Here is an 18,272-nt window from a genome sequence, read left to right on the forward strand (position 1 = left end):
GTATCCACGATCCCCGTTATTGTCGAAATCGCCCTCAAGCCACCGTCGACTGCTCATCGCCCTGTTTTCAATGGCGTCCAATCGAAAATGACGCTCGTCGGATAGATTGGTTCGGTGAATTATACTCGACTTGCACACGTCACGGTTTCCAGTTGACATGTCCTCAACAGGCAATTCACTGCATCAATAATGTTTCTTCCGAGCCATGATGGAGTTGGAGTACGAGAGACCATCCCGGCACCGCTATGAGGCTCCGATCTCTAGAAACTGTCTAACCCACTCGATGGCCGCTTTTGGCCAAACACCGACAGTGTTCCCAGCGTTCCCCGAAAATTCATGATGAGCAAAAAAAATGCCCACCGCGCATTGCGGTGGGCCTGACTCGAGCGTGGCGCGGGCCGCGGACGGCATGCCCGCTGCCGCCCGGTCACTCAGCCCCGCGCCGGAATATTGAGCCCCCGCGCAACAGCTGGCCGCGCAACAAACGCGTCGAGCACCCGCTTGACGTTCCGGAATTCGCTGAACCCGACCAGATCACCCGCCTCATAGAAGCCAACCAGGTTACGCACCCACGGGAAGATCGCAATATCGGCGATCGTATAGGTATCGCCCATCACCCACTGGCGATTCGCGAGATGCGCGTCGAGCACGCCGAGCAGGCGCTTCGACTCGTCGACATAACGGTCGCGCGGACGCTTGTCCTCATAATCGCGGCCGGCGAACTTGTGGAAGAAGCCGAGCTGGCCGAACATCGGCCCGATGCCGCCCATCTGGAACATCACCCACTGGATCGTCTCGTAGCGGCCCGCGAGATCCTTCGGGATCAGCTGGCCCGTCTTGTCCGCGAGATAGATCAGGATCGCGCCCGATTCGAACAGCGGCAGCGGCTGCCCGTCGGGACCATTCGGATCGATGATCGCGGGGATCTTGTTGTTCGGGTTCAGCGACAGGAATTCGGGCGAAAACTGGTCGTTCGTGTCGAAGCGCACGAGGTGCGGCTCGTACGGCAGGCCGGTTTCCTCGAGCATGATCGACACCTTGACGCCGTTCGGCGTCGGCAGCGAGTAGAGCTGGAGACGGTCGGGGTGCTGGGCCGGCCATTTTTGCGTGATCGGGAAGGCAGACAGATCGGGCATGAAGGTTCGCTCGTCGAAGTGAATGATCCGCGCTCCGCCGGGCCGCCGCGCTCGCGCACGGTTCGCGGCGCGGCGGCAGGGCGGAGCGCGCCGAAAGCGCCCACTGTAGCCGATCCGGGGAATCGATGCAGGGGTCGGCCGGCCGGCGGCGATTCGGCACGATCGCCGTGTTCGGCGCCGCTCACGGTGCCGCAAGACACGGCGGGCAACGTGTTTCCGGCGGCCGACGGACCGCAAACGGCCCGGTGCGTTTCGTCTCGCACGAGATACGACGTCTTAACACCCTGCATCAATCGACTCTACTCCCACCGCCAGCCTCGACCACCGCGCATTTCCTCGACAAACGGAAGCTTTTTGTCAGGGAAAGTCCCGCCCCGAATCTGGTGGTTTTTTGTTGACCGACATCGTATAACGCCGTCATGATTTCCTGACAAGAAAGGTCCCATCCACCGACCGAAGTGAGGAGACATGAACACCACCCCGATCGCTCGCCGCGTCCGCCGGATCGCACTCGCACTGGGCTTCACGCTGTCGGCCGCCGCGGCCGTGGCAGCCCCCGTATCGCTGAACATCGTCGACGTCGCCGGCAACCTGCAGCTCACGCAGAAGGCCATCGAGGCGTTCAAGGAGAAGAACCCGGGTCTCGTCGCGAACGTCACGTTCACGAACGCACCCGCGCCGCAGTTGCCGGGCAAGATCAAGGCGATGCAGGCGGCGGGGCGCTCCGACATCGACCTCGTGCTGACCGGCACCGACGCGCTGGCCGCCGGCATCGAGCAGAACCTGTGGCAGAAGCTGCTACCCGACAACGCGGCCGCGCTCCCCGGCGTGCTCGACAAGTACGCGCCGGGCCCGCGCAAGATGCAGGATCTCGCGCAGGGCTTCGGCCTCGAAGTGACCTACATGCCGGCCGGCCCGCTGCTCGAATACAACCCGGCGAAGGTCAGCGACCCGCCGAAGACGCCCGACCAGTTGCTCGCGTGGTGCAAGGCGCACCCGAACAAGCTGATCTATGCGCGCCCCGCGAACTCGGGCCCCGGCCGCACGTTCCTGATGGGGCTGCCGTACGTGCTCGGCGACAAGAATCCGCAGGACCCGATCAACGGCTGGGACAAGACCTGGGCGTTCCTGAAACAGTTGAACGAATGCGTGCCGTACTACCCGGGCGGCACGTCGGCGGTGATGAAGGAGCTCGGCGAAGGCACGCGCGACATGACCGTGACCGTCACCGGCTGGGACCTGAACCCGCGCGCGCTCGGCATCGTGCCGGCCGAGTTCAAGATCCAGGCGTTCGACAACATGACGTGGGTCAACGACGCGCACTACATGGTGATCCCGAAGGGCGTGCCGAAGGAAAAGCTCGACGTGCTGTTCAAGCTGATGAACTTCCTGCTCGAACCGGCGCAGCAGGCGATGACCTACGACGACGGCTACTTCTACCCGGGCCCGGCGGTGAAGGGCGTGACGCTCGAGATGGCGCCCGCGCACAGCCAGGAAGTGATCAGGAAATTCGGCCGGCCCGAATACGCAAAGCTGCTCGCCGATCGCCCACACGTGCAGCCGCTCAACGCGCAGGCGATGGTCGCCGCATTCCAGAAATGGGATCGCGAGATTGGTTCGCAGAAATCGAAGTGACGCCTGAACCGGCGGGCGTCGCGGCGCCCGCGTCGACGGAGTTCGTGGAATGAAGCACAGTTTCGAACGGTTGCGGCTCGACGGCGTGTGCCGCAGTTTCACCAATGCGCAAGGCGCGCAGGTCGCCGCGCTGAACGGGCTCGACCTCGAGATCCGGCGCGGCGAATTCATCGCGCTGCTCGGCCCGTCGGGCTGCGGCAAATCGACGGCACTGAATTGCATCGCGGGGTTGCAGCCGCTCACGCGCGGCGGCATCTGGCTCGACGACACGCGCATCGACGTGCTGCCGCCCGAGCGTCGTGGCTTCGGGATGGTGTTCCAGAACTACGCGCTGTTTCCGCACATGTCGGTGCTCGACAACGTCGGCTTCGGCCTCAAGATGCGCGGCGTGGCGAAGCAGGAAACGCGGCGGCGCGCGCAGCAGGCGCTCGAACTCGTGCAGCTCGTCGGTCATGAAGGCAAGCTGCCCGGGCAACTGTCGGGCGGACAGCAGCAGCGCGTCGCGATCGCGCGCGCGATCGTGATCGAGCCGCCGCTCGTGCTGATGGACGAACCGCTGTCGAACCTCGACACCAAACTGCGCATCGAGATGCGCGCGGAAATCCGCCGCATCCACACGCAGCTCGAACGCGCGACGATCTACGTGACGCACGACCAGGACGAGGCGCTGTCGATGGCCGACCGCATCGTCGTGATGAAGGAGGGCGTCGTGCAGCAGGTCGCGTCGCCGAAGGACGTCTATACGCGCCCGCACAACCTGCATGTCGCGCGCTTCATGGGCTATCGCAACGTGCTGCCGTTTACGCTCGAAGGGATGGCCGGCGATTACGTGAACGTCACATCGGGCGGCGTGCGCCTCACCGGCGTACCGATGGCCGGCTTCGACGCGAAGGACGTCGTGGTCGCGCTGCGTCCGGACGACATCGAGCGCGCGGAAGAAGGCGCCGACAATGCGTTCGACGCGACCGTCGAGACGGTCGAGTACGGCGGCCGCGACTCGCTGATTCGCGCGATCACGCCGTTCGGTTCGATCTGGGCCCGCGTGGCCGGCGAGTTCACGCAAGGCGAGCGCTTGCGGCTGCGCGTGGCGCCCACGCGCACGCTCGTCTATGCGGGAGACGCGCAATGAACCGCCCGCGCAACCCGCCACGCGCGGCGGCATCCCGCCCGGAGGCCGCATGAGCACGCTCGCGACCGGCGGCGCGCCGCGCGACGCGAAAGCCTGGCTCGTCACGCCGGCACTCGCGTTCATCGCCGCGCTGTTCATCTATCCGTTCGCGTACGGCCTCGTGCTGTCGTTCCAGCCGACGAACGCGACGAACGGCGGCGGCGCGCTCGCGAACTACGTGCAGTTCTTCACCGACACCGCGATGTGGCCGACCGTGCTCGTCACGCTGAAGCTCGCGGTGCCGGCGACGCTGCTCAACGTCGGCATCGCGGTGCCCGTCGCGTTCGCGCTGCGCCGCAATTCGCCGTACCAGAAGTTCGTCACGACGCTGCTCGTGATTCCGGTCACGCTCGGCACGGTGCTCGTCGCCGACGGGATGCTCACGTATTTCGGGCCGAACGGCTGGTTTCCGCAGGCGCTGCAGGGGCTGCATCTGTACACCGACGAAGTGCGCCTCACGCACAACTACTGGGGCGTACTGCTGTCGCTGATCGTGTCGGGTTTTCCGTTCGCGTTCCTGTTGATGCTGTCGTACATCAGCGGCATCGACCCGACCCTCGCGCGCGCGGCAGCCACCCTCGGCGCGAACCCGTGGCAGCAGTTTCGCCAGATCTACCTGCCGCTGCTCGTGCCGGGGCTCACGATGGCCGCATGCCTGTCGTTCGTGCAGGCGTTCTCGGTGTTTCCGTCGGCCGTGCTGCTCGGCGCGCCGGCCGGCCCGACCCGCGTGATCTCGATCGCGGCGGCCGAAGCCGCGTTCGAAAGCTACGACTATTCGCTCGCGTCGGCGATCGCGATCGTGATGGGCTTCGTGCAGTTGCTGGTGGTCGCGTCGATGCTCGGCGCGCGCCGCTTCTTCTATACCGGCGCGGTGACGGGAGGCAAGGGCTGATGGCGACCGACGATCATGCCGCCCGCACGTGGCCGCCGAAGCACGACGCACCCGATGCGCGGCCCGTCGATGCAAGGAAACCGCACCGGATGAAAAGCAATCTCGCTGGCCGCGCATGGAAGGCGCTCGTCTGGGGGCTGATGGCGTTCTTCCTGCTGAACGTGATGCTGCTGATCGCGACCGTCGCGGTGAACTCGGTCGCGACGCGCTGGTTCGGCACGCCGCTGCCGCAGGGCTTCACGCTGCACTGGTATGCGAAGGCGTGGGACGACTTCCAGCTCGCGAGCGTGCTGTGGGTGACCGTCGAAGTGGTCGGCGCGGTCGTGCTGCTGTCGATCGCGCTCGGCGTGCCGGCCGCGTATGCGCTCGCGCGCGTGCAGTTCCGCGGCAAGCGCTTCGCGCTGCTGGTGTTCCTGCTGCCGCTGATGGTGCCGCCCGTCACGTACGGGATTCCGATGGCGACGGTGATGTACAAGATCGGGCTCGCGGGCACGCTGCCGGGCGTGATCCTCGCGAACCTGGTGCCGGCGCTGCCGTTCGTGATCCTCGTGATGACGCCGTTCATCGAACAGATCGATCCGAACCTCGAAGCGGCCGCGCGCATCTTCGGCGCGAACACGTGGCGCTATTTCCGCTACGTGCTGCTGCCGCTGCTGGTGCCCGGCATGCTCGCGGCCGGGCTGCTCGTGCTGGTGCGCACGATCGGGATGTTCGAGCTGACGTTCTTCACCGCGGGCCCGAGCACGCAGACGCTCGTCGTCGCGCTGTATTACGCGGTGTTCTCGACCGGCGTGCGCGCACCGCAGTCGATTGACGCGATGGCGATGATCTACATGGCCATCACGCTCGTGTGGGTCGTGATCGCGCTGCAGTTCGTCAGTCCGACGCAGCTCGTGAGCCGCGTGAAGCAGGAGCGGCAATAGGCGAGGGCATCGCACGATCGCACCGGGTCGCCAGGCTGTAGGTAGCCGTGCAATTGGTTACAAATGGATACCGCGCACGACACGCGGACGTTGCAGACTACGCGGCGTTCACCTGATCGACGGATATCCATGAAGTTTCACACGCTGCTGACACTCGCCGGGGCTTCGACGCTGCTGGCCGCCTGCAATCTGCTTCACGACGGTCCCGGATCGAGCGACGTCGACGCCGCCGTGCGCCGCGCGCTCGAAGCGGAAAACCACGGCGGGCTGAACGCGCTGTTCGGCCAGCCGTTGCCCGTGTCGGCCGACGTCGTGTCGGCGAAACCCGACGGCGACTGCAAGAAGCTCGGCGATCGCACGTATTCGTGCGACGTCGTGGTCACGTGGCGCAATGCCGATTACGCGCCGTCGCGCGCGAACCTGACCTTCGTGAAGGCGGCCGACGGCGCGTGGCAGACGTCGGGCGTCGACGCGGCGCTCGTGACGGGCACCGCGAAATCACTGATCGACCATATCGGCAAGGCGTGGCCGGGCAATGCGGCGAGCGGCGCGTCGGCGCCGGAGTGACGCAGTGGGCCAGTGATGCGTCGGCCACCGGCAAGCCCGCTTTCCCCGCCTCGTGCAGGCGGCCCCGTTCGTACGGGCCACGCCGCCCGCTTTTTCGATAAAAGGGCGCAAGCACTTGTCTTATCTCGTTTGACCCCATCCTCGGTATGCGGGCAGGGTTATAGGGAAAACCCTTATCTCAAGGTATAATTACGGCGAGAGAGAAAGGTCCCAACCATGCCTGAACGTTTCCAAACCCTTGAAAAATTTGTGTTTTCCCTCGTCGTGATGTCCGCCGTCGTGTGCTCGGCCTTCCTCGCGTACGAGCGTCATCCCGAGATCAAGATCGCGCTGCACGAAGGCGAAGCGCTGATGCGCGAGAGCGCCAAGTACTCGGTCATCTGCTCGCCGTCCAAGGTCGACCCTTGCGTCGAGATGTCCGCTTACTGAGCGGCTTTCCAGCTTTCCGGCTTTTCCGCTTTTCGGACTCGCCCTACATCACTGCCGCTCCGAGTGCCTTAAAGTAGCGTTCATCAGGTATTCAGAAACCGGCCGCAAGATAGGGCGGATGCACGAACCCGTTACGTGCCGAGTCGCTGGCGTAAGCAGCCCCGCATTCAGTCGGCCCCGCTTCGAGCAATCGAGCGGGGCCGTTCTGCTGGTGCGTGTCACACGACATGCCACGGTTCACCACCGACGAACGCGGCGATGTTGTCCACGAGCTGGTCGGCCAGCGCCTGCATCGCCTCGTCGCTCGCCCACGCGACGTGCGGCGTCAGGATGAACGCCGGATGCGACAGGATCGCGTGAAACGGATGCGCGGCCGGCAGCGGCTCCTGCGTGACCACGTCGAACCCCGCGCCCGCGATCTGCCCCGACTGCAACGCATCGACGAGCGCGCTTTCGTCCACGAGCCCGCCGCGCGCGGTATTGATCAGCAGGGGCCGGCGCGCCATCCGCGCAAACGCGTGTGCGTCGATCAGGTGCCGCGTAGCCGGCGTGAGCGGGCAGTGCAGCGTAATCACGTCGCTGTCGCGCAGCAGCGTGTCGAGCGGCGCATGACCGTCGCCCGATGTGTCGCCGTGTGCCGCGAACAGCACCCGCATGTCGAGCGCACGCGCGATGGCGGCCACCGCGCGCCCGAGCACGCCGTCGCCGACGATCCCGAGCGTCGAACCGGCCAGGTCGCGAATCGGGTGGTCGAAGAAGCAGAACTGTCCGCTGTCGAGCCAGCGCCCCGCGCGCACCGCGTCGCGATAAGCGACGAGGCTGCGCCGCAGCGCGAAGATCAGCGCGAACGTGTGCTCGGGCACCGTACGCACCGCATAGCCGCGAATATTGCTCACGACGATCCCGCGTGCCGCACAGGTATCGAGATCGACGATGTCCGTGCCGGTCGCGGCGATCGCGATCATCCGCAACGGCCGCGCGGCGACGAGGGCCGCCGCGTCGAGCCGCACCTTGTTGGTCACGACGATGTCCGCGTCGCGGATGCGCGCCGCGACCTCGTGCGCGGCCGTCCGGTCGAATGTCTGCACTACGTGCGGGAACGGAAACGGCTTCAGCCCGATCTGCGGCGACAGCGTCGCGCGGTCGAGGAACACGATCTTCGCGGGAGCGGAAACGGAAAACATGGCGGGTCTCGCTGGCAGGCGCCCGGTGGCGCGGAACGGCTTCGATTCTGCCGGCGGCGCGTGCGCCATCGTTTGATCGTTGCGCGAGCGGGCTTTCCCGCAAGGAAAGGCAGAGGCTCCCTACGTGACCGACGCCATGCTCGCATCGACGGCCGCCTTTCCGTTTCGGAAAGGCGGGTTGACCATCGATCGATTTTCGCCGGGCGCGAACGCCGTCATGATCGCCGTCATCGACAACACGCTTTCATCGGAGACAGTCATGACACGCCCCCTGGACGGCATCCGCGTGCTGGAGCTTGGCCAACTGATCGCCGGGCCGTTCGCGGGCCGGATGCTCGCCGAATTCGGCGCGGACATCATCAAGGTCGAGCCGCCGGGCGTCGGCGATCCGCTGCGTAAATGGCGGCTGCTGCACGACGGCACGTCGGTCTGGTGGGCCGCGCAGTCGCGCAACAAGACCTCGCTCACGCTCGACCTGCGCACGCCCGAAGGGCAGGACGTCGTACGCCGCCTCGTCGCCGACACCGACGTGCTGATCGAAAACTTCCGACCCGGCACGCTCGAAGGCTGGGGGCTCGGCTGGGACGCACTGTCCGCGATCAATCCGGGGCTCGTGATGCTGCGCGTGTCGGGCTTCGGGCAAACGGGCCCGTATCGCGACCGGCCCGGCTTCGGCGTGATCGCCGAAGCGATGGGCGGCCTGCGCCACCTGACCGGCGAGCCGGGCCGCACGCCGGTGCGCGTCGGCATTTCGCTCGGCGATTCGCTGTCGGCGCTGCACGGCGTGATCGGCGTGCTGCTCGCGTTGCGGCATCGCGAGCAGCAGGGCGGCAAGGGGCAGGTCGTCGACGTCGCACTGTATGAATCGGTGTTCAACATGATGGAAAGCCTGCTGCCCGAATATGCGGCGTTCGGCGCGGTGCGCGAGCCGGCCGGCAGCAGCCTGCCGGGCATCGCGCCGACCAACGCGTACCGTTGCCGCGATGGCAAGTACGCGCTGATCGCCGGCAACGGCGACAGCATCTTCCGGCGCCTGATGGAACTGATCGGTCGGCCCGATCTCGGCAACGATCCGGCGCTCGCCCACAACGACGGGCGCGTCGCGCAGGTCGCGCGCATCGATGCGGCGATCGGCGAGTGGAGCGCCCGCCACGACCTCGACGACGTGCTCGCCGCGCTGAACGACGCGCGCATTCCGTCCGGACGCATCTACGACGTGGCCGACATCGCGGCCGATCCGCACTACCGTGCGCGCGACATGATCGTCGACGCCGCGCTGCCCGACGGCACGCCCGTGCTGGTGCCCGGCATCGTGCCGAAACTCGACGCGACGCCCGGGCGCATCGAGCGGCCGGCGCCCGCGCTCGGCGCCGATACCGATGCGGTCCTCGAATCGCTCGGCATCGATGCGGCGACGCGCGACGACTGGCGCACGCGCGGCGTGATCTGACACAACCATCGGGACGAACCCATGAACCGGCATCCGCAACGACTCCATATCCACGAAGTCGCGACCCGCGACGGTTTCCAGAACGAGGCCGCGTTCGTCGACACCGACGACAAGATCGCGCTCGTCGACGCGCTGAGCGCCTGCGGCTACGCGAAGATCGAGGTCACGTCGTTCACGTCGCCGAAGGCAATTCCCGCGCTGCGCGACGCGGAAGCCGTGATGCACGGCATCGTGCGCGCGCCGGGCGTCGTCTATACGGTGCTCGTGCCGAACGTGCGCGGCGCCGAGCGCGCGCTGTCATGCGGCGTCGACGAGGTGAACCTCGTGATGTCGATGAGCGAGAGCCACAACCGCGCGAACCTGCGGATGACGCGCGAGCAGTCGTTCGCGCAGTTGCGCGACGTGATCGACACGGTGCGGGGCACGGGTGTCGCGATCAACGTGTCGCTGTCGACCGCGATGGGCTGCCCGATGGAAGGCGACGTGCCGGCCGAGACGGTGCTCGCGTGGATGCAGCGCTTCGCGGATCTCGGCGTGCACGGCTTCACGCTGTGCGACACGACCGGCATGGCGTTTCCGTCGCAGGTGCGCGATCTGTCGCGCCGCGCTCGCGAGCGCTTTGGCGCGTTGCAGCTCACGCTGCACTTTCACAACACGCGCGGGATGGCGCTCGCCAACACGCTCGCGGCGCTCGACGCCGGCATCGACCGCTTCGACGCGTCGCTCGGCGGGCTCGGCGGCTGCCCGTATGCGCCGGGCGCGACCGGCAACGCGTGCACCGAGGAACTGGTGCACATGCTCGAGCTCGACGGCTACGATACGGGCATCGATCTTGCGGCCGTGCTCGCCGCATCGGCGCGGCTGCCTGCGCTGATCGGGCACGACGTGCCGAGCCAGATCCTGAAGGCCGGGCGCCGCTCCGACCTTCATCCGCCGCCGCGCGCCGACGCCGGCGACATGCCCGCGCAACGCGCTTTCTCGTGAATCGTGAACCCCAACAGGAACAGGAGGGAATCCCATGGCGCTGATCGACCATCTCGATCATCTCGTGCTGACCTGCGTCGACCCGGAACGAACGAAGCATTTCTACACCGAGGTGCTGCAGATGCAGCTCGAAACCTTCGGCGCGGGCCGGCTCGCGTTCCGTTTCGGGAACCAGAAGATCAACCTCCACGTGCGCGGCGCGGAATTCGAGCCGAAAGCGCATGTGCCGGTACCGGGCGCGCTCGACCTGTGCTTCATCGCGTCGGTTCCGCTCGACGACGTGATCGCGCACCTGCGGCGCGTCGACTGGCCGATCGTGGAAGGGCCCGTCGAACGCACGGGCGCGACACAGAAGATTCGTTCGGTCTACGTGCGCGATCCCGACCTGAACCTGATCGAAATCTCCGAGCTGATCTGACCTGCCGGGTGCGGCCGCCTGCACGAGCCCCCGCACGCTGCGCGCCCGGCGCCACAGTCCTTCGCCGAAAGCGGACAGGCACGCGCCGCGCCCGCCGATTCCGGATAGCCGTGCGCGGCCGCACTGCGGATAATGGCGCAACGGCGTCGGCCCGGCCGCCTTCGCCGCGCGCACGGCGCCAACCTGCCGCGCGCATCCGCAACCCGATCCGGGCGATTCCCCAATGACGATCCTCTATCGCGGCATGGACCGCGCGGCGCTCGACGCCGCGTACCTGAACACGAAGGCTGTTCCCGATTTCCCCGCGTTGCTCGCGTCATGCCAGGCACGCAGCGCAGCGCTGTATGCCGCGACGCCCGGCCGCCGCGACCTGCGCTACGGCGCGCAACCCGCGCAGCGCTTCGACTGGCTGCCGTGCGGGCAGCCCGACGCGCCGCTGTTCGTGTTCATCCACGGCGGCTACTGGCAGCACTGCACGAAAGAGGATTTCGCGTATGCGGCGAGCGGGCCGCTCGCGCGCGGCTACGACGTCGTGCTCGCCGAATACACGCTCGCGCCGGTTGCGACGATGACCGATATCGTCGGCGAGATCGGCGCGCTGCTCGACCATCTCGCGGCCGACCCCGACGGCCTCGGTATCGCGGGGCGGCCGATTCACCTGAGCGGCCATTCGGCGGGTGGCCACCTGACGGCGATGCATCGCGCGCATCCGGCCGTCGCATCGGCACTTGCGATCAGCCCGCTCGTCGATCTCGAACCGATCGCGCTGTGCTGCCTGAACGACAAACTGCAACTCACCGCACACGAGGTCGACGCATACAGTCCGCTGCATCACATCGAGCCCGGCGCCCCGACCGTCGTGGCGGTCGGCGATGCGGAACTGCCCGAACTCATCCGGCAGGCAGACGAATACGCGACCGCGTGCGAAGCCGCCGGCGAGCGAATCGCCCGCACGTGGCTGCCCGGCATGCAGCACTTCGCGGTGCTCGACGATCTCGCGACGCCCGACGGCGCGATGCTCGCCGCATTGCACGCGATTGCGCCGCACTAGCCGTCCCATATCGCACACGCACGACCGGGCGTATGATCGGCGTCAGGCCGGCGCGATGACGACGTACCCCGCACGGCCTTCCAGGACCCCACGACATGGTGAACCCGCTTCATTTCGATCTGCAGTCGCTGCGCGTGTTCGCGCTCGTCGCCGAGCACGGCAGCCTGACGAAGGCGGCCGAACACGGCCAGCTCACGTTGTCCGCGGTCAGCAAGCGCATCGCCGAACTCGAAAGCGTGACCGGCAGCGCGCTGTTCGTCCGGCATGCGCGCGGGGTCGAGCTGACGCCCGCGGGCCGCGCGCTGCTCGATCATGCGGCGAAGGTGATCGAGCAGGTCAACCGGATGGCGCACGAGATGAGCGACTACGTCGCCGGCGTGCGCGGCCATATCCACGTCTGGACCAACACGTCCGCGATCGTCCAGTTCCTGCCCGCCGATCTCGCCGCGTTCCTCACCGACAACCCCGGCATCAAGGTCAGCCTCGAGGAGCGGCTCAGTCACGAGATCGTCGACGCGCTCGCGTCGGGCAAGGCCGATCTGGGCGTATTCGCCGACAACGTGCCGGCGCCCGGCATCGAACGGCGGCTGTACCGGCGCGACGAGCTCGTGCTGCTGGTGCCGCGCACGCACCGGTTCGCCGCGCGCGAGCGCATCCGCTTCGCGGATACGCTCGACGAGGACTACGTGGGCTTGAGCGACGGCAGCTCGTTGCTCGCGCGGATGACCGACGCCGCGTTCGCGGCCGAGCGCTCGCTGAAGCTGCGAATCCAGGTATCGAATTTCGACGGCGTGAGCCGGATGATCGAGGCGGGGCTCGGCATCGGCGTGCTGCCGCGCGATGCGGTGACCGGCGAGCGCGCGGCGCGGCTCGGTGTCGTGACGCTCGACGACGCGTGGGCGACGCGCACGCTGTGGGTCGGCGTGAAGGCGGGTAGCGTGCTGACGACCGACGTCACGAAGCTGTTCGATTTCATGTCGGCGCGGTGAATGCGACGGAACGCGACGCACGGGGTGCGGCTCCGTGCGCCCCGTGCCGATCGCCGCGTCAAACCGGATTGATCTCGTCCTGGCTGCGCCGCGTGGTCAGCGGCCCGAGCACGCGCAGCGTGACGGCGACGACGCCGAGTGCGACCGAGATCACGCCGAACATCGCGCCCGCGCCGTAGTGGCCGAGCACCGGCAGCAACACGAACGGCAGCGCGCCGCTCACGATCCGCGACAGCGCATAGGTACTCCCGATCGCCGTCGAGCGCACGCGCGCCGGGAAGATCTCGGCCTGATATACGTGATACGCGTTGCTGAACACGTTCGACGCACAGGTCGTCAGGAAGCCGAAGCCGACGATCAGCATCGTATTGCCCGAATACGCGAAGCACAGCCCGAACACCGCGATCGACAGGATCGACACGATCACGAGCGTACGGCGCTCGATCCAGTTGAGCAGCGGAATCGACAGCAGCGAGCCGATCGGATAGCCGATGAACGACAGCGCGATGAACAGCGTGCTGTCCGTCACGTCCAAGCCGCGGCTTTTCACGACCGTGCCGGCGAGCGTGCCGAACCCGTAGTAGCCGAAGCCCTGCAACAGGTGAAAGATCGCCAGCATCACATAGCGCGCGCCGTACGGTTGGCGGCGCAGCAGCGCGATGCGCTCGCCGAGCCCGAGCGGCCGCTGCGGCTCGACGGGTTCCGCGAAATGTTCGGGCACGCGCACGCCGGCGCTTTCCGCGAAACGCCGCAGCGCCGCGTGCGCATCGGCCGTGCGGCCTTGCGCGAGCAGCCAGCGCGGGCTTTCCGGCAGCCGGTGCTGGACGAGCAGCACGTACACGGCGCCGAGACTGCCGATCGCGAGGATGATGCGCCAGCCGGCGACGCCCGCCACCTGCAACGGATTCAGCCACAGCGCGAGAAAGCCGACGAGCGGCACCGCGACATACGAAGTCGTGTAGGCCCACGCGGCGAGCCGCCCGCGCTTGTCCTTCGGCAGGATTTCGGACAGGAAGCTGTCGGCGACCGGATAGATCGCGCCGACGCCGATGCCCGTCAGGAACCGGCATGCCACGAGCATGTCGGCGTTCACGGAAAACGCACCGACCAGCGAGAACGCACTGTACCACCCGAGCGTGAGCAGGAACGCCTTGCGTCGGCCGATGCGGTCGGCCAGGCTGCCGAGGCACATCGCGCCGACGAACATGCCGATGAACGCCGACGCCAGCAATAGCTTGAAATCGGCGCTTTGCCGGCTCAGCCCGTATTCGTGCTGCAACGCGGAGCCGATCGTACTGACGAGAAAAATCTCGTACATGTCGAAGAACAGCCCGACGCCGATTACCCAGACGACGAATCGATGCAATGCGCCGACCGGCAGATCGTCCATGAAATCGCCGAGCGTGACGCGGCGGCCGGGAAGGGCTGCCGCATCGGCGGCGGCGCCTGCTGAAGCGGCCGGCGGCCGGGCGGATTCAGGGCCGCCGGCATGGCCGCCTAGGTCGAGGGATTGGCTGTTCATCGTGTCTCCTGATTATCGATATGCCGTGGCGCGGGGCCTGGCGTTCGCGACCGGTGTAACGCGCCGGCCACGCGACGCGACGGCAGGCATCGCCGGGCGCGTGCCAGAGCCGCCCGTGCGGGCTGCGCCGATCGTCCGATACATGGTGGGCAAATCGGCGGCACGTGATAATTGCGGATGTTTCAAGCGTCCTTTCCTGAGCAGAAAGGGTAGGGCGCACGTGGCGGCCCGTATTCGCCTGGCGGGCCGGTGCAGCCTGCGTGGCGGAGGGGCGTATCGAAAACGATGCGCATCCGCGCCATCCCGCGGGGCGGGAAAACCATGACCCCTGCTGTGTGGGCGCCGACGCAACCGTCGCCAGCCAGATCGCGCGCGCCGCGGATGTGCAATGTCCTGTATCTGCGCCGAGCGCGGATACAGTGCGATACAACGCCCGCGCGCGGGTTCGCTATAAAGCAGGCATGACCTCTTTCGGAGCCCGTCATGTCTGCCACCTGGTTCAAAGGGTCCTGCCATTGCGGGGCCGTCAAATTCGAAGTCATCGCGGCCATTGCACCGGCCGTCCGCTGCAACTGCAGCCTGTGCCGCCGGCGCGGCGCGCTGATGAGCCCGATGTTCGCCGCCGCCAACCTGACGATCGTCGAAGGCGAGGACGCGCTGACGTGCTATCGCTTCAACACGCACACGGCGCGCCACTATTTCTGCAGCCGGTGCGGCGTCTATCCGTTCCACCAGACCCGCAAGGACCCGGCATGCTGGCGCGTCAATCTGGGTTGCCTCGACGGCGTCGATCCGACCGCGCTCGACGCGACGGTCCTCGATGGCGCGAGCCTTTCGGTCGTGGAGGACGCATGAAGCGCTGGCTGATGATCCTGCTGTTTGCCGCGGGCGGGCTCGCGACCGAAATCGCACATCCGGTGCAGTGCACGCTGCTGTCGATCAGCCGTCAGCCTACCGGCAAGCGCCGCAAGCCGGGCTGAACGAGCGCGGCGCGCGTCAGCCGATCGACACCGATTATCATGCTTCCGATAAGATCGCATGCGATATATAATGCGGTTGTCTGCGACCGTTCGCGTCGCTGGAGGAAGTCCATGAAACCGACCGAAACCCCGTCGTCCGCCGCACCGAAGCTGTCCGAGTTCCTGTGCTTTGCGATCTACTCGGCGAACCTCGCGTTCGGCAAGGCGTACAAGCCGATCCTCGACGAGCTCGGCCTCACGTATACGCAATACATCACGATCATTGCGCTGTGGGAGCAGGACAACCAGACCGTTGGCCAGCTCGGCGAGAAGCTGTTTCTCGAATCCAATACGCTGACGCCGATCCTGAAGAAGCTCGAGGCAATGGGCTACCTGGAGCGGCACCGCGATCCGTCCGACGAACGCCAGGTGCTCGTCAGCCTGACGAAAAGCGGCCGACGCGTGCGCGAGAAGGGGCTCGACATGAACCTGGTCGAAGCCACCGGGCTGAAGCCGGACGAGTTCGCCAAGGTACAGAAGGCGATCGTCACGCTGCGCGGTAACCTGATCCGGTCGACCGAAGCCTGAAAGTTCTCAGGCACGACAAGCGGCCGACGCGGAAATCGCGCCGGCCGCGTTGTCATGCGTGCGCATCGCCCAGCACCAGCAGGTGCATCTCGCGACGGACCACGAAACCGAGTGCGAGATAACGTTCGATCGCCACCCGGTTCGTCGTGAGGACGTGCAGGAACGGCGTTTCCGCACGCGCGCCGATCGTCGCGATCAACGACCGGATCAGCCGCGCGGCAAGCCCTTGCCGGCGAAACGCGGCATCCACGCAGACGGCGCTGATCTCGGTATAGCCGTCGACCTGCATCCGCTGGCCGGCCATCGCGGCCAGTCGGCCTTCACTGCGCACGCCGATGTAGTGGCCAAGCTCGAACGTGCGCGGGCCGAACGGGCCCGGCTGCGCGGCGGCGGTCAGCGCGAGCATGTCAGGCACGTCGGCTTCGCCGAGCGGAACAGGCTCCTCTTCTTGCGTCGTGCCCAAGGTTCCTTGCCAGATCATTTGAAGTAACGTCGCTCGCCGAATCACCGACAAAGCTGCCGGCGGCTCGATCTCGTCCGGCGTGACGAGCGCCGCCGGGCCGTGTGCGGCGATCAGCCCGCACAGCGCGTCGAACGACGCCGGGCTCGTGTCGTCGATCGCGGCAAATGGCGCGATGGCCGTCGGGAACCGCAGCGCACGACCGTCGCCGAGCGCAAAGCGGCGCTGCCTGCCCGTGAGCGCATTCCAGACGAGCCGGTCGAGCACGTGCGCATCGGTTGTCGTGTTTCCGGTCATGGCGTCCGGCATCGGCGGCTCCTTGGTGGAAGGTGGGTGCCGCACAGAATAATCCTGGATGGGGGCGGGCGGATAGCATCGCGAACGCAGACCTGAGCAACACAAATAGAAAAGCGCACGCGATTGCATCGCATGCGCTTTATATGGCGGACTTCAGCGGCCGAATTCGCCGTGCCGCGCTCAATGCCCGAAATAAATCGAGCGCTCGGCGGTACGCATCGGGTTTCGGCTGCCGGACTGCGCGGCACCGCCGGCATCGCTGCCGTAACCGGCTGCCTGCGTATCGGCCGCGACGGCCGCGACGGCGCCGTCGTCGCGAATCCGTTTCAGCGCCGCCTGGATATTGGTCGGGTAGTTCGGATCGTTGGGGCGGTTCGGCTGGTAGCCGGCTTGCTGCAACGCGGCCAGTTCCGCACGCACCTGCGCACGTGTGACGGTGCTTTCGCCGGCAAAAACCGGTGCGGCGACGGAGGCCGACACGGCAACGAGAAGGGCGGCAATCAGTTGGGTCTTCATCATTCACCTCGACAAAATCGAATCAGGAATAAACAGGGATCAGGGTTCACGTACCGGGCGTGGTGCTCAGTGACCGAAGTACACCGAGCGCTCGGCCACGCTTGCGACATACCGGCGGCCGGATTGCGTCGCGGTGTCGCCGTTGCCGCCGTAGCCGGAAGCCGGTGCGTTGGCCGCAACGGCGTCGTCGGCGTGGATCTGCGTCAATGCGGCCTGCAGATCGTTGGGGTAGGTGGCGTCCGTCGCGCGGTTCAGCGGATAGCCAACGTGTTGAAGCTGCGCAAGTTCGGCGCGCACCTGCGCACGCGTCACGGTGGCTTCATTGGCAAACGCGGGAGCGGCAACGGCAGCCGAAACAGCGACGAACAGGGCAGCGATCAATTGGGTTTTCATGTTTCACCTCGATGAAAAAGGAATCGGGAATTCGGGAGGGGGCGCTCGGCCGCCCGGTGCAACGTTCAGGCGATCCGGATCTCGACGTCGATGTTGCCGCGCGTCGCCTTCGAATACGGGCAAGTCTGATGCGCGGCGTCGACGATGCGTTGCGCGACGTCGCGCTCGAGCCCCGGCACGCTCACGTTCAGCCGGGCTTGCAGGAAGTACGCGTTGCCGGCCGTGCCGAGATCCACTTCGGCGTCGACCGCGAGATCGGCCGGCAGCGTCACCTTGGCGGCACGCGCCGCAAGCTGCATCGCGCCGATGAAGCAGGCCGACCAGCCGGCCGCGAACAGCTGTTCCGGGTTGGTGCCAGTGCCGGCGCTGCCCGGCGACGACAACTGGATGTCGAGGCGGCCATCGGAACTGCGCGCGGCGCCGTCGCGGCCGCCGGAAGTCGTATGCGTCTTGCCCGTGTACAGCACTTTGTCGATCTTGCTCATCATTTGCTCCGTCGGTTGAGGTTTGTTTCAGATGCGATTCGATCGCATGCGACGCAGTTTCCGCCTGATGCCCACCTGAGTCAAGCGTATTCGATTAAATCGTATCCGATATTTTGTATTTCAATGTATCTGGATCGTGTCGCGCCTTGCAGGGCAGGGCTTTCAGACGATCCAGACCTGATTAATCCGTGGTCGCCGGCCCGACGGTGCCGTCTCGCCGATGGGG

The 18,272-nt window shown here is 66.6% G+C and carries 21 protein-coding genes; 14 read left to right on the forward strand and 7 right to left on the reverse strand.

The window, feature by feature from the left end; genetic code table 11:
• Nucleotides 1–431: 431 nt before the first annotated feature.
• The gene (locus AP428_RS05990; RefSeq protein WP_054927838.1) at nucleotides 432–1,136 is read right to left on the reverse strand and encodes a glutathione binding-like protein; all 705 of its coding nucleotides are present in this window, start codon (nucleotides 1,134–1,136) and stop codon (nucleotides 432–434) included.
• 468 nt (nucleotides 1,137–1,604) lie between these two features.
• Between AP428_RS05990 and AP428_RS05995 the strand changes: the two genes are divergently transcribed.
• From AP428_RS05995 to AP428_RS06020, 6 genes are all read left to right on the forward strand, one after another.
• The gene (locus tag AP428_RS05995) at nucleotides 1,605–2,771 is read left to right on the forward strand and encodes an ABC transporter substrate-binding protein (RefSeq protein WP_011545418.1); all 1,167 of its coding nucleotides are present in this window, start codon (nucleotides 1,605–1,607) and stop codon (nucleotides 2,769–2,771) included.
• A gap of 49 nt (nucleotides 2,772–2,820) precedes the next feature.
• The gene (locus AP428_RS06000; protein ID WP_054927839.1) at nucleotides 2,821–3,900 is read left to right on the forward strand and encodes an ABC transporter ATP-binding protein; all 1,080 of its coding nucleotides are present in this window, start codon (nucleotides 2,821–2,823) and stop codon (nucleotides 3,898–3,900) included.
• 49 nt (nucleotides 3,901–3,949) lie between these two features.
• Nucleotides 3,950–4,831, forward strand: a complete 882-nt coding sequence (locus AP428_RS06005; RefSeq protein ID WP_006483578.1) for an ABC transporter permease — start codon at nucleotides 3,950–3,952, stop codon at nucleotides 4,829–4,831.
• Nucleotides 4,831–5,754 (forward strand): ABC transporter permease, encoded by a 924-nt coding sequence (locus tag AP428_RS06010; RefSeq protein WP_006476007.1) that lies wholly within the window; start codon nucleotides 4,831–4,833, stop codon nucleotides 5,752–5,754. The genes AP428_RS06005 and AP428_RS06010 overlap by 1 nt, the downstream gene beginning before the upstream one ends.
• Before the next feature lie 129 nt (nucleotides 5,755–5,883).
• On the forward strand, nucleotides 5,884–6,321 hold the full coding sequence (locus AP428_RS06015; RefSeq protein WP_054927840.1) for a hypothetical protein: 438 nt from the start codon (nucleotides 5,884–5,886) through the stop codon (nucleotides 6,319–6,321).
• 216 nt (nucleotides 6,322–6,537) lie between these two features.
• A complete protein-coding gene (locus AP428_RS06020; RefSeq protein ID WP_006497261.1) occupies nucleotides 6,538–6,750 on the forward strand; it encodes a hypothetical protein in 213 nt (70 codons plus the stop codon).
• Nucleotides 6,751–6,968: 218 nt separating this feature from the next.
• Here AP428_RS06020 and AP428_RS06025 read toward each other — a convergent pair whose 3' ends face one another.
• Nucleotides 6,969–7,934 (reverse strand): D-2-hydroxyacid dehydrogenase, encoded by a 966-nt coding sequence (locus tag AP428_RS06025; RefSeq protein ID WP_054927878.1) that lies wholly within the window; start codon nucleotides 7,932–7,934, stop codon nucleotides 6,969–6,971.
• Nucleotides 7,935–8,193: 259 nt separating this feature from the next.
• On the opposite strand from AP428_RS06025, the gene AP428_RS06030 reads away from it, so the two are divergent.
• The 5 genes from AP428_RS06030 to AP428_RS06050 all read left to right on the forward strand — a co-directional run bounded on the left by AP428_RS06030 (nucleotide 8,194) and on the right by AP428_RS06050 (nucleotide 12,826).
• The gene (locus tag AP428_RS06030; RefSeq protein WP_054927879.1) at nucleotides 8,194–9,384 is read left to right on the forward strand and encodes a CaiB/BaiF CoA-transferase family protein; all 1,191 of its coding nucleotides are present in this window, start codon (nucleotides 8,194–8,196) and stop codon (nucleotides 9,382–9,384) included.
• Between the two features lie 21 nt (nucleotides 9,385–9,405).
• Nucleotides 9,406–10,368: a hydroxymethylglutaryl-CoA lyase gene (locus AP428_RS06035; protein ID WP_054927841.1), complete on the forward strand. Its 963-nt coding sequence runs from the start codon at nucleotides 9,406–9,408 to the stop codon at nucleotides 10,366–10,368.
• 34 nt (nucleotides 10,369–10,402) lie between these two features.
• Nucleotides 10,403–10,786 (forward strand): VOC family protein, encoded by a 384-nt coding sequence (locus AP428_RS06040; RefSeq protein ID WP_011545425.1) that lies wholly within the window; start codon nucleotides 10,403–10,405, stop codon nucleotides 10,784–10,786.
• A gap of 223 nt (nucleotides 10,787–11,009) precedes the next feature.
• Nucleotides 11,010–11,837 carry an alpha/beta hydrolase gene (locus AP428_RS06045; RefSeq protein WP_054927842.1) on the forward strand — a complete coding sequence of 276 codons (828 nt, stop codon included), beginning with the start codon at nucleotides 11,010–11,012 and terminating at the stop codon, nucleotides 11,835–11,837.
• A 95-nt stretch (nucleotides 11,838–11,932) separates the two neighbouring features.
• The gene (locus tag AP428_RS06050; RefSeq protein ID WP_027807078.1) at nucleotides 11,933–12,826 is read left to right on the forward strand and encodes a LysR family transcriptional regulator; all 894 of its coding nucleotides are present in this window, start codon (nucleotides 11,933–11,935) and stop codon (nucleotides 12,824–12,826) included.
• A 58-nt stretch (nucleotides 12,827–12,884) separates the two neighbouring features.
• Here the strand turns inward: AP428_RS06050 and AP428_RS06055 are convergent, their stop codons facing one another.
• On the reverse strand, nucleotides 12,885–14,348 hold the full coding sequence (locus tag AP428_RS06055) for an MFS transporter (protein WP_054927843.1): 1,464 nt from the start codon (nucleotides 14,346–14,348) through the stop codon (nucleotides 12,885–12,887).
• Between the two features lie 483 nt (nucleotides 14,349–14,831).
• Between AP428_RS06055 and AP428_RS06060 the strand changes: the two genes are divergently transcribed.
• From AP428_RS06060 to AP428_RS06065, 3 genes are all read left to right on the forward strand, one after another.
• Entirely contained in the window at nucleotides 14,832–15,203 is a 372-nt protein-coding gene (locus AP428_RS06060; RefSeq protein WP_027807081.1) for a GFA family protein, read from the forward strand.
• Nucleotides 15,200–15,328 carry a hypothetical protein gene (locus AP428_RS37650; protein ID WP_256858198.1) on the forward strand — a complete coding sequence of 43 codons (129 nt, stop codon included), beginning with the start codon at nucleotides 15,200–15,202 and terminating at the stop codon, nucleotides 15,326–15,328. The genes AP428_RS06060 and AP428_RS37650 overlap by 4 nt, the downstream gene beginning before the upstream one ends.
• 111 nt (nucleotides 15,329–15,439) lie before the next feature.
• The gene (locus tag AP428_RS06065; protein ID WP_012328506.1) at nucleotides 15,440–15,895 is read left to right on the forward strand and encodes a MarR family winged helix-turn-helix transcriptional regulator; all 456 of its coding nucleotides are present in this window, start codon (nucleotides 15,440–15,442) and stop codon (nucleotides 15,893–15,895) included.
• 52 nt (nucleotides 15,896–15,947) lie between these two features.
• Here AP428_RS06065 and AP428_RS06070 read toward each other — a convergent pair whose 3' ends face one another.
• The 4 genes from AP428_RS06070 to AP428_RS06085 all read right to left on the reverse strand — a co-directional run bounded on the left by AP428_RS06070 (nucleotide 15,948) and on the right by AP428_RS06085 (nucleotide 18,046).
• Complete coding sequence (locus AP428_RS06070; RefSeq protein ID WP_054927844.1) at nucleotides 15,948–16,664, reverse strand: GNAT family N-acetyltransferase; 717 nt, start codon at nucleotides 16,662–16,664, stop codon at nucleotides 15,948–15,950.
• Between the two features lie 168 nt (nucleotides 16,665–16,832).
• Complete coding sequence (locus tag AP428_RS06075; protein WP_054927845.1) at nucleotides 16,833–17,171, reverse strand: DUF4148 domain-containing protein; 339 nt, start codon at nucleotides 17,169–17,171, stop codon at nucleotides 16,833–16,835.
• A gap of 63 nt (nucleotides 17,172–17,234) precedes the next feature.
• Nucleotides 17,235–17,561 (reverse strand): DUF4148 domain-containing protein, encoded by a 327-nt coding sequence (locus AP428_RS06080; protein WP_006475993.1) that lies wholly within the window; start codon nucleotides 17,559–17,561, stop codon nucleotides 17,235–17,237.
• A gap of 65 nt (nucleotides 17,562–17,626) precedes the next feature.
• Entirely contained in the window at nucleotides 17,627–18,046 is a 420-nt protein-coding gene (locus AP428_RS06085) for an organic hydroperoxide resistance protein (RefSeq protein ID WP_011545433.1), read from the reverse strand.
• Nucleotides 18,047–18,272: the final 226 nt, after the last annotated feature.

This window comes from Burkholderia sp. E168m22, assembly GCF_001319805.1.
In the GTDB taxonomy this organism is placed as follows: domain Bacteria; phylum Pseudomonadota; class Gammaproteobacteria; order Burkholderiales; family Burkholderiaceae; genus Burkholderia; species Burkholderia orbicola.